The 10,201-nt window shown below is 73.7% G+C and carries 12 protein-coding genes; 3 read left to right on the top strand and 9 right to left on the bottom strand.

What is annotated here, in order from left to right; translation table 11 throughout:
• The 3 genes from C1I97_RS23045 to C1I97_RS23055 form a co-directional block, all read left to right on the top strand.
• Nucleotides 1–1,017: ADP-ribosylglycohydrolase family protein (locus tag C1I97_RS23045; protein WP_111005095.1), on the top strand; the 1,017-nt coding region annotated here is incomplete at its 5' end.
• Entirely contained in the window at nucleotides 1,014–2,237 is a 1,224-nt protein-coding gene (locus C1I97_RS23050) for a CaiB/BaiF CoA transferase family protein (RefSeq protein WP_111005096.1), read from the top strand. The genes C1I97_RS23045 and C1I97_RS23050, both read left to right, overlap by 4 nt.
• A 5-nt stretch (nucleotides 2,238–2,242) precedes the next feature.
• Nucleotides 2,243–3,091, top strand: coding sequence for an HpcH/HpaI aldolase/citrate lyase family protein (locus C1I97_RS23055; RefSeq protein WP_111005105.1), 849 nt, complete (start codon nucleotides 2,243–2,245; stop codon nucleotides 3,089–3,091).
• A 68-nt stretch (nucleotides 3,092–3,159) separates the two neighbouring features.
• Here C1I97_RS23055 and lgt read toward each other — a convergent pair whose 3' ends face one another.
• The 9 genes from lgt to C1I97_RS23100 all read right to left on the bottom strand — a co-directional run.
• On the bottom strand, nucleotides 3,160–4,137 hold the full coding sequence (lgt, locus tag C1I97_RS23060; protein WP_111005097.1) for a prolipoprotein diacylglyceryl transferase: 978 nt from the start codon (nucleotides 4,135–4,137) through the stop codon (nucleotides 3,160–3,162).
• A gap of 102 nt (nucleotides 4,138–4,239) precedes the next feature.
• Nucleotides 4,240–5,013, bottom strand: a complete 774-nt coding sequence (locus C1I97_RS23065) for a DsbA family protein (protein WP_111005098.1) — start codon at nucleotides 5,011–5,013, stop codon at nucleotides 4,240–4,242.
• Between the two features lie 101 nt (nucleotides 5,014–5,114).
• A complete protein-coding gene (gene trpA / locus C1I97_RS23070; RefSeq protein WP_111005099.1) occupies nucleotides 5,115–5,951 on the bottom strand; it encodes a tryptophan synthase subunit alpha in 837 nt (278 codons plus the stop codon).
• Nucleotides 5,948–7,231 (bottom strand): tryptophan synthase subunit beta, encoded by a 1,284-nt coding sequence (gene trpB, locus C1I97_RS23075; protein WP_111005100.1) that lies wholly within the window; start codon nucleotides 7,229–7,231, stop codon nucleotides 5,948–5,950. The genes trpA and trpB overlap by 4 nt, the downstream gene beginning before the upstream one ends.
• Before the next feature lie 52 nt (nucleotides 7,232–7,283).
• Nucleotides 7,284–7,529 carry a tryptophan biosynthesis modulator TrpM gene (trpM, locus tag C1I97_RS23080; RefSeq protein WP_111005101.1) on the bottom strand — a complete coding sequence of 82 codons (246 nt, stop codon included), beginning with the start codon at nucleotides 7,527–7,529 and terminating at the stop codon, nucleotides 7,284–7,286.
• 3 nt (nucleotides 7,530–7,532) lie between these two features.
• A complete protein-coding gene (trpC, locus tag C1I97_RS23085) occupies nucleotides 7,533–8,342 on the bottom strand; it encodes an indole-3-glycerol phosphate synthase TrpC (RefSeq protein WP_111005102.1) in 810 nt (269 codons plus the stop codon).
• 248 nt (nucleotides 8,343–8,590) lie between these two features.
• Nucleotides 8,591–9,091, bottom strand: coding sequence for a DUF2752 domain-containing protein (locus C1I97_RS23090; protein WP_111005103.1), 501 nt, complete (start codon nucleotides 9,089–9,091; stop codon nucleotides 8,591–8,593).
• Between the two features lie 86 nt (nucleotides 9,092–9,177).
• Entirely contained in the window at nucleotides 9,178–9,438 is a 261-nt protein-coding gene (locus tag C1I97_RS23095; protein ID WP_111005104.1) for an HGxxPAAW family protein, read from the bottom strand.
• Nucleotides 9,439–9,579: 141 nt separating this feature from the next.
• On the bottom strand, nucleotides 9,580–10,201 hold a 622-nt coding region (locus C1I97_RS23100), incomplete at its 5' end, for a TIGR02234 family membrane protein (protein WP_111005106.1).

The following is a 10,201-nucleotide window of genomic DNA, read 5'->3' on the forward strand; positions in this document are numbered from 1 at the left end:
GCAGGCTGCCTGCTGGGCAAACCCGTGGAAAAGCTCCCCCTGGAGGGCATTCGCCGGCTCGCCCGGTCCACCGGCAACTGGCCCCTGAACACCTGGTTCACCGCACGAGCCGTCCCCGGCGACCTCCTCGCCGCGTACCCCTGGAACCGCCGCTCCGCGGCCACCTCCCTCGCCGAGAACATCGACGGCATGCCCGAGGACGACGACCTCGACTACCCCGTCCTCAACCTCCTCCTCCTGCAGCGCCACGGCAGGGACTTCACCACCACCGACGTGGCCCGCCTCTGGCTCGGCGAACTCCCCGCCGGCCGCACCTTCACCGCCGAACGCGTCGCCTACCGCAACCTCCTCCTCGGCATCGACCCCCCGCACACCGCCCGCCACCGCAACCCCTTCCGCGAGTGGATCGGCGCCCTGATCCGCGCCGACCTGCACGGCTGGACCAACCCCGGCGACCCGGCCGCCGCGGCCGAGCAGGCGCACCGCGACGCCACCCTCACCCACACCGCGAACGGCGTCTACGCCGCGATGTTCGCCGCCGCCGTCATCGCCGCCGCGGCGACCGGAACGCACGACGTCCACGCCTGCCTGGCCACCGGCCTGACCGTCGTACCGCCCGGCTCCCGGCTCGCCCGTGCGGTCCGCCACGCCATCCGGCTCGCGAGGACCCACGAGGACTTCGACACCGTGGTGGACGAACTCCACGCCACCTACTCCGCCACCTGCCACTGGGTCCACGCCGTCCCCAACACCGCCCTGATCGCCGCCGCCCTCACCCATGCCGACGGCGACTTCACCGGCTCCATCTGCCGTGCGGTCTCCGGCGGTTGGGACACCGACTCCAACGGCGCCACGGCCGGCTCCGTCGCCGCCCTGCTCGCCGGTTCCCCGGCCGCCCTGCCCGACCGCTGGACGACCCCGCTGAAGAACCGGCTGGCCACGTCCGTCGGCGACTTCAACGGCATCGGTTTCGACACCCTGGCCCAGCTCACCCACCGGGAGGCGTCCCGCCCATGACGCCGCACACGCCGCACACGCCCGAGGCGGAGGCCACCGCCCCGCTCGCCGGTCTCCGCGTGCTCGATCTCGCCACCCTCTTCGCCGGGCCGATCGCCGCCACCATGCTCGGCGACTTCGGCGCCGAGGTGATCAAGGTCGAGCATCCGGTGAAGCCCGACCCGTCCCGCGGCCACGGCCCGTCGAAGAACGGCGTCGGCCTGTGGTGGAAGCTGCTCGGCCGGAACAAGCGCACGATCACACTGGACCTGTCCAGGCCCGGTGGCCGCCGCACCCTGCTGCGACTGGCCGCCGGCGCCGACGTGATCGTGGAGAACTTCCGTCCCGGCACTCTGGAGAGGTGGGAGCTGGGCTGGCCCGAGCTGTCGGCGGTCAATCCGCGTCTGGTCCTGGCCCGGGTCACCGGGTTCGGACAGTTCGGCCCGTACGCGCCCCGCCCCGGCTTCGGCACCCTCGCCGAGGCGCTGAGCGGGTTCGCCGCGATCACCGGCGAGCCGGACGGGCCGCCGACGCTCCCGCCGTTCGGACTCGCCGACTCGATCGCGGGACTGGCGACGGCGTACGCGGTGATGACCGCGCTCGCGGCACGGGAGCGCACCGGCGAGGGGCAGATCGTCGACATGGCGATCATCGAGCCGATCCTGACCGTCCTCGGCCCGCAGCCCCTGTGGTACGACCAGCTCGGCTACGTCCAGCCCCGCACCGGCAACCGCACCCGGAACAACGCCCCGCGCAACACCTACCGCACCTCGGACGGCACCTGGGTGGCCGTCTCCACTTCCGCCCAGTCGGTCGCGGAACGCGTGATGCGCCTGGTGGGCCGCCCGGAGCTGATCGAGGAGCCGTGGTTCGCGACCGGCGCGGAGCGGGCCGCGCACTCCGACGTGCTCGACGAGGCGGTCGGCGGCTGGATCGCCCGGCACACCCGCACCGAGGTCCTGGCCGCCTTCGAGAAGGCCCAGGCGGCGATCGCGCCGATCCAGGACGTGCGGGACGTGATGGCCGACCCGCAGTACCAGGCCCTGGGCACCTTCACCACGCTGTACGACCCGGAGCTCGGCCGGCTGCGCATGCAGAACGTCCTCTTCCGGCTCTCCGCCACCCCGGGCGCCGTCCGCTGGGCGGGCCGTCCGCACGGAGCGGACACGGACGCGGTGCTGACCGAGCTGGGCCTCACCCCGGAGGAACTGGCCGCGCTGCGCGCGGAGGGCGCCCTGTGACGGCCATCGTCCCGTTCCCGCTGACCTGGCTGTACGTCCCCGGCGACCGCCCCCGCGTCGTCGCCAAGGCCCTCGCCTCCGGTGCGGATGTGGTGGTCGTCGACCTGGAGGACGCGGTCGCCCCGGACCGCAAGGAGTACGCCCGCGCCGCCACCGCCGAGCTGCTGGGCGAGCCGCCGCCGGTCCCGGTCCACGTGCGCGTCAACGCCGTCGACGGGCCGCTGGCCGCCGCGGACCTGGCGGCGGTGGCGCCCCGGCCGGGCCTGGCCGGGCTGCGGCTGCCGAAGGTGACGTCCGCCGAGCAGGTCGTCCGCGTCGCGGCACACGCGAAGGCTGCCCGGAGCCCGTCGCCGGCGGACGGACCGGGCCCCCCGCTGTACGCCCTCCTGGAGACGGCCCTGGCCGTCGAGCGCGCCTACGCCATCGCCTCCGCGCACCCTTCTCTGCGCGGTGTCTCGATCGGCGAGTCGGATCTGCGCGCGGACCTGGGCGTGCAGCAGGACTCCGGGCTGGACTGGTCCCGTGCCCGTGTCGTGGTGGCCGCCCGCGCGGCCGGACTCGCCCCGCCGGCCCAGTCCGTGCACCCCGACATCCGGGATCTGGAGGGCCTGGCGGTCTCCTGCGCCCACGGCCGCGCCCTCGGCTTCCTCGGCCGCGCGGCCATCCACCCCCGCCAGTTGCCGGTCATCGAACGTGCCTACCTGCCGACCGACCGCGAACTCGAGGAAGCGGAGACGATCGTCAAGGCGGCCGCCACGGACCGCGGCGCCCAGGCCCTCCCGGACGGCCGCTTCGTCGACGCGGCGGTGGTGGCGGCGGCCCAGCGCACCCTGGCGCTGGCCCGCCGGTGCTGACACCGGCTGCGGACACGACGAGGGCGCCCCGGGAAACCGGGGCGCCCTCGTCCGTGTACGGCCGGCCGTCAGCCCTTCCGTGCCGACTCGGCCTCGTCCTTCGCGTCGGCCCCGTCCTTCGCATCGGTCGCCTCGGACGTTTCAGCAGGCGCGTCCTCCCGCGCCTCGGCGTCCTCCTTGGCACCCGCCTTGCCGTCGGCGGCGGCACCGGCCTCCTCGCCGGGGGTGGTCACGCCCGGTTCGACCTCGGTCTCCCGGCCCGGCCGTTTCTTGGCGGACACCCAGATGTAGACCACCGCGAGCAGGAGGACGAGCAGCGCGGTCCAGTTGTTCAGCCGCAGGCCCAGGATGTGGTGGGCCTCGTCGACCCTCATGTACTCGATCCAGAACCGGCCCACGCAGTACGCGGCGACGTACAGGGCGAACGCCCTGCCATGGCCCAGCTTGAAGCGGCGGTCTGCCCAGATGACCAGGAAGCCCACGCCGACGCACCACAGCGACTCGTACAGGAACGTCGGGTGGTAGTACCCCGGCACCCGGCCGTCGGCGGCGGAGGTGATGTGCACCGCCCAGGGAAGGTGCGTCTCCCGGCCGTACAGCTCCTGGTTGAACCAGTTGCCCCAGCGGCCGATCGCCTGCGCGAAGGCGATGCCCGGTGCCACCGCGTCGGCGTACGCCGGCATCGGGATGCCCCGGCGCCGGGCGCCGATCCACGCGCCCAGCGCGCCGAGCGCGATCGCGCCCCAGATGCCGAGGCCGCCCTCCCACACCTTGAAGGCGTCCACCCAGTCACGGCCCTCGCTGAAGTACAGCTCGTAGTCCGTGATCACGTGGTAGAGCCGGCCGCCGACCAGGCCGAACGGCACAGCCCAGACCGCGATGTCGGCCACCGTGCCGGTCCGCCCGCCACGGGCGATCCAGCGCTTGTTGCCGAGCCAGATGGCAACGAAGACGCCGATGATGATGCAGAACGCGTAGCCGCGCAGCGGAATCGGGCCGAGGTACAGCACCCCGCGCGACGGGCTGGGAATGTAGGCAAGTTCCATGGCAGGGTCGACGCTACCGCAGCCGGAGCGGGGGCACGTCAAGCAGCCCGGCTACGGCTCCATAACGGCCCGGCGCCGCACTCGTCTCCTCGTCCTCCCCGGTCACCCCTTGTCGGCCGCCTCCACCATCTGCTTCAGCTTCGACGGGGTCATCGTCCGGTCCTGCAGGACGTCCTTCCCGTTCAGCAGGACGGTCGGGGTGCCCGAGAACTTGCCGGCCTGGAAGGCCTGGTGGGACTTGTCGACCCAGCTGTCGTGCGTGCCGTCCTTGACGCACTTGGCGAAGGCCGGGGTGTTCAGGCCGCTCACCTTGCCGGCCAGCTGGATGAGCTTGTTGTTGTCGGCGTAGGCGTCGTCGGTTTCCGCGGGCTGGTTCTCGAACAGCACGTCGTGGTACGCGGGGAACTTGCCGGCGTCCTGGGCGCAGGCCGCCGCGTTGGCCGCGCGCAGCGAGCCGGTGCCGCCGAGGTTGCCGTCGATCAGCCTGACCAGGTGGTACTCGACCCTGAGCTTGCCGGAGCCGGTCAGCTCGCGGAGCGTCGGGCGGTACGCCGCCTCGAAGCCCTTGCAGGCCGGGCAGCGGAAGTCCTCCCACACGGTGAGCGTGGACTTGGCGCCGTCCTGGCCGACCGGGATCGCCAGGCTGTCCTTGCCCCGCGCGCCCGAGGGCACCACGACCGGGCCCGCGCTGCTCTTCCTGCTCTTGCCGGCGTTGGCGGCCAGCAGGCCGATCACCGCCGCCAGCGCCAGGACGCACACGACGGTCGCGGCCACGATCAGCGTGCGCCGCCGCCTCTCCGCGGCCTTCTGCTTCTCGCGCTCGACCGCCAGCCGCTGCCGGGCGGTGCGCTTTCCCTGATGGTTCTTCTCGCTCACACCCCCAGAACGAACCGGGGAGGCTCAATGAGCCTCCCCGGTCTCAGGACCACCCGTTCGGGTGAGCGAATGTTCCGCGCGGCTGTCGCTGCCCGCTGCCGCTACGCCTGCCCGCGCACGCCGCTCGCCAGCTCGCCCGCGAGCGCGCGGACGGCCTCGAGGCCGGCCGCGGGGTCCGGGGTGTCCAGCATCCGCTTGACGAAGGCGGAGCCGACGATCACCCCGTCGGCGAAGCCCGCGACCTCGGCGGCCTGGGCCCGGTTGGAGACGCCGAGACCGACGCACACGGGCAGGCCGGTGCCGGTGGCCCGGGTCCGCTCGACCAGTTCCTGGGCCTGCGCGCCCACCGACTCACGGGTGCCGGTGACGCCCATCAGCGAAGCCGCGTAGACGAACCCGGAGCCCGCCGCGGTGATCTCGGCGAGCCGCTCGTCCCTGCTGCTCGGCGCCACCACGAACACCGTCGCGAGACCGTGCTTGTCGGCGTGCTCCCGCCACAGCGCCGACTCCTGGACCGGCAGGTCCGGCAGGATGCAGCCGGCGCCGCCCGCCTCGGCGAGCTCGGCGGTGAACCGTTCGACGCCGTAGCGGTCGACCGGGTTCCAGTACGTCATGACGAGCACGGGCTTGCCGGTGGCCGCGTGGGCCTCCCTGACCGTCCGCATCACGTCCGCGATCCTGACGCCGCCGCGCAGCGCGATGTCGTCGGCGGTCTGGATGACGGGCCCGTCCAGGACCGGGTCGCTGTGCGGCAGCCCGACCTCGACGACGTCCGCGCCGCCGTCGAAGACGGCCTTGATCGCGTCGATGCCGCCGTCCACCGTCGGGAAGCCGGCCGGCAGGTAGGCGATGAGCGCGGACCGGCCCTCCGCCTTCGCACCCGCGAGGGTGTCGTTCAGCAGCTGGCCCTTCCCGCCCGTTGATGCAGCGCCGCTCACTTGGCGTCCCCCTCGATCTCGGCGGTGTCGGCCTCGTCTGCGGCCACCTCGGCGTCGGTGTCGTACAGGTCGAAGTAGCGGGCGGCGGTGTCCATGTCCTTGTCGCCGCGCCCGGACAGGTTGACCACGATCAGCCCGTCCTCGCCCAGCTCCCGGCCGACCTCCAGGACGCCGGCCAGCGCGTGGGCGCTCTCGATCGCCGGGATGATGCCCTCGGTGCGCGACAGCAGGCGCAGCGCCTGCATGGCCGCGTCGTCGGTGATCGCGCGGTACTCGCCGCGCCCGGAGTCCTTGAGGTAGGAGTGCTCGGGGCCGATGCCCGGGTAGTCCAGGCCGGCCGAGATCGAGTACGGCTCGGTGATCTGGCCCTCCTCGTCCTGCAGGACGTAGGAGCGGGAGCCGTGCAGGATGCCGGGCTCGCCGGCGGTCAGCGTGGCCGCGTGCTCGCCGGTCTCGACGCCGTGCCCGGCGGGCTCGCAGCCGATGAGGCGGACGCCGGTGTCCGGAATGAAGGCGTGGAAGAGGCCGATGGCGTTGGAGCCGCCGCCGACGCAGGCGACGGCCGCGTCGGGCAGGCGCCCGGCGCGCTCCAGGAGCTGGCGGCGGGCCTCGACGCCGATGACCCGGTGGAAGTCGCGGACCATGGCCGGGAAGGGGTGGGGTCCGGCGACGGTGCCGAACAGGTAGTGGGTGTGGTCGACGTTGGCGACCCAGTCGCGGAACGCCTCGTTGATGGCGTCCTTCAGGGTGCGGCTGCCGGACTTCACGGCCACGACCTCGGCGCCGAGCATGCGCATCCGGGCCACGTTCAGGGCCTGCCGCTTCGTGTCGATCTCACCCATGTAGATCGTGCACTGGAGGCCGAAGAGCGCGCAGGCGGTGGCGGTGGCGACGCCGTGCTGGCCGGCCCCGGTCTCCGCGATCACGCGGGTCTTGCCCATGCGCTGGGTGAGCAGGGCCTGGCCGAGCACGTTGTTGATCTTGTGGGAGCCGGTGTGGTTGAGGTCCTCGCGCTTGAGGAACACGCGGGCGCCGCCGGCGTGCTCGGCGAAGCGCGGCACCTCGGTCAGGGCGCTGGGCCGGCCGGTGTAGTGGACGAGCAGGTCGTCGAGCTCGCGGGCGAACTCGGGGTCGGCCTTCGCCTTGTCGTACTCGACGGCGACCTCGTCCACGGCGGCGACGAGGGCCTCCGGGATGAACTTGCCGCCGAACGCCCCGAAGTAGCCTTCGGGGCTGGGGATCCGACCCTCCGGGTCGGGGATGAAGAACTCGCTGGGCATGCGGAAACCTCACGGTGAGTGCGGACACTGATCGCCGTGGGGGCGGGGTTCGTCAGGCGGCTGCCGGCCGTCCGTGGCCGGGCGCGCCCGCGCGGCGGAGCCGCATGGTCGGACACAGCCCCGCGCCCCTTCCGGGGCGCTGCCATCGCATGCCGTTCACCTGGCCCGGCTCGTCGCCGATGACGTACCGCACCCTGCGGCCGTGCACGCGCCGTGCGGGCGCGCGGCAGCCCCGGGGCCGGCAGCCGCGCGCGAGGCGGGCGTACGGGTCCCGGAAGAGCCTGGTGCGGAGCGGCATGGGTCAGCCCCGTCCGTGCCGCAGTGCCGGGTGCGCCCCGGCCGCCACCAGGTCGGCGACCGCCGTCTTCGGGTCGCGGCCGGTGACGAGGGACTCGCCGACCAGGACCGCGTCGGCGCCGGCGTTGGCGTAGGCGATGAGGTCGTGCGGGCCGCGGACTCCGGACTCGGCGACCTTGACGATGCCGTCCGGGATCTCCGGCGCCACCCGCTCGAAGGTGTCGCGGTCGACCTCGAGCGTCTTCAGGTTGCGCGCGTTGACGCCGATCACCTTGGCGCCGGCGGCCACCGCGCGCTCGGCCTCCTCCTCGTCGTGGGCCTCGACGAGCGGGGTGAGTCCGATGGACACCGCGCGCTCGATCAGCGACTCCAGGGCGGGCTGGTCGAGCGCGGCGACGATCAGCAAGGCGAGGTCGGCGCCGTGGGCCCGGGCCTCCCACAGCTGGTACGAGGTGACGATGAAGTCCTTGCGCAGGACGGGGATGTCCACGCGCGCGCGAACCGCCTCCAGGTCCGCCAGCGAACCGCCGAAGCGGCGTTCCTCGGTCAGCACCGAGATGACGGAGGCGCCGCCGGCCTCGTAGTCCGCGGCGAGGGCTGCCGGGTCGGCGATCGCGGCCAGCGCGCCCTTGGACGGGCTGGAGCGCTTGACCTCGCAGATCACCTTGACGCCGTCGCCCTTGAGCGCGGCCACGCCGTCCTTGGCGGCGGGAGCCTTGGCCGCGCGCTCCTTGAGCTCGTCGAGGCTGACGCGCGCCTGCCGCTCCGAAAGGTCGGCACGGACTCCGTCGATGATCTCGTCGAGCACACTCACGTGAGCGGCCCCCTTCCAGACGGTGGACTGTTCTGATCGAGCGGCCTCCGGCGGGCCGCCCGGACCGGACGGACCGGATCCGGCGGATCGAACGGATCCGGCACGGTCCGGCAGACCAAGTGGATCAAGCGGGCGGAAACCGGTGGTCACTGCGATGGTAGCCGGACCGGGGACCGGGCCTCGCATCCGGTCGACGCCGGTCCCGCCAACTGGACATACGCCGGCCGGCCGAGGGCGACCGGGGCCGGTCAAGGGTGGAGCCAGCCGCCGAACGGCAGGTTCCGGACAACGGTGAACGCCACCAGGAGCACGCCGAGGCTCCACAGGTGCACCGGCCCGGGGGCGATCCGCGACGGCCGCCCGCGCGCCGCACGGACCGCCCAGAGGGTCCAGAGCACGGCGAAGGCCAGGAAGCCCGTCACGGCCAGGGCGTTGTTCTGCAGGGCCGCCGGGACGTCCCCGTGGACGAGGGCGTGGGCGCTGCGCAGCCCGCCGCAGCCGGGGCAGTAGACGCCCGCGTAGCGCAGCAGGGGGCACACCGGGTAGTGGCCGGGTTCGTTGGGGTCCACGGCCCCGACGTAGACGAAGGCGCCGGCGACGGCGGTCAGGACCCCGGCGGGGACGGCGAGCCGGCCCAGCACGGCCGTGGCGTGCGTCGGGACGGCCGGCTCGTCCTGTGTGTGCCTCGGGCGGGGTATGGGCGTTCGGCCGTGCGTCACCCTCTGGCTGTCGGCGTTCACGCCTTGCATTCTGCCCTGGGCCGGGCGCACGCGCGCGAGGGACGGCGCGGGGCCGCCCCTCGACCTCTCAGTCGTACGGGCCCGTCGAGTGGGCCTCAGCCCTCGGCGCGGGCCGGCTCGCGGTCCTTCTGCTCGCTCCCGACCTGGTGCACCGGGTGCTCGCCCTTCTGCCCGAGGCCCATCATGCGCATGATGCCGCCGACGACGGCGCCGAGCAGCGTGATGACGATGCCGACCCAGAAGCCGACCGGCTGGGCCATCACCATGAAGGCGCCCGCGACGCAGAAACCGATGAAGGCGATGATGACACCGGTCCAGGCGGCCGGGGTGTGACCGTGGTGGCTGCTGCCCGCCATGACTTGCTCCTCGTTGCTGTATACGTGTCTGAGCCGGACGCTCGCGTCCATTGTCCCGTACGCGTGCACGTGACGTGAGCGGGGGTGGCTCCCCGCGACACCCGTTTCCCCACGACGGGGAGGCGCTGCTCGACGCGGCGGTCAGGCGGACTCGGTGCCGGTGGGGTCCTCGCCGCGGTCCAGGGCCTTCCACAGGTCCTCCGGGCGGTCGGGGTCGACCGGGCGGGGCGCACGGGAGCGGGGCGCCCCGGAGCGTTCGTAGCGGCCGGACATGGCCGGCCACAGGCGGCCGTAGCGCAGGGCGAGCAGGCCGGCGAGGAGGATCAGCACGCCGCCGGCGGCCGCGACGTAGGGCCAGCCGGTGTGGCTGAGCGCGGCGGCGGTCGCGGCGGTGTCGCCGGAGGTCCGGGCGGCCTTCTCGTCGAGGGCGGAGCTGTCGGACGCGCCGAGCAGGGCGGCGGCGACCGTGCCGGCGCCGGACAGCGCGAGCAGGGCGGCGACCAGGACGCGGCCGGCGCGGCGGACGGCGAAGACGGCGACGAGCGCGGCCAGGCCCACTATGGCGAGGGCCGCGGGCACACCGGTGACCTCGCTGCCCTTGGCGGTCAGGGGGAAGGCGCCGCCGGCCACCGTCGCGGTGCCCTCCGCCCAGCGCTGCCGGCTGGCGAGCAGTGCCATGGCCGCGCCGAGCGCCCCGCACAGCAGGGCGAGGGCGAGACTTCGACGGCCGGACCGGACGGGGGCGGCGGCTTCGGAACGGGAG

This window comes from Streptomyces sp. NTH33, from assembly GCF_003236365.1.
Classification (GTDB): Bacteria; Actinomycetota; Actinomycetes; order Streptomycetales; family Streptomycetaceae; genus Streptomyces.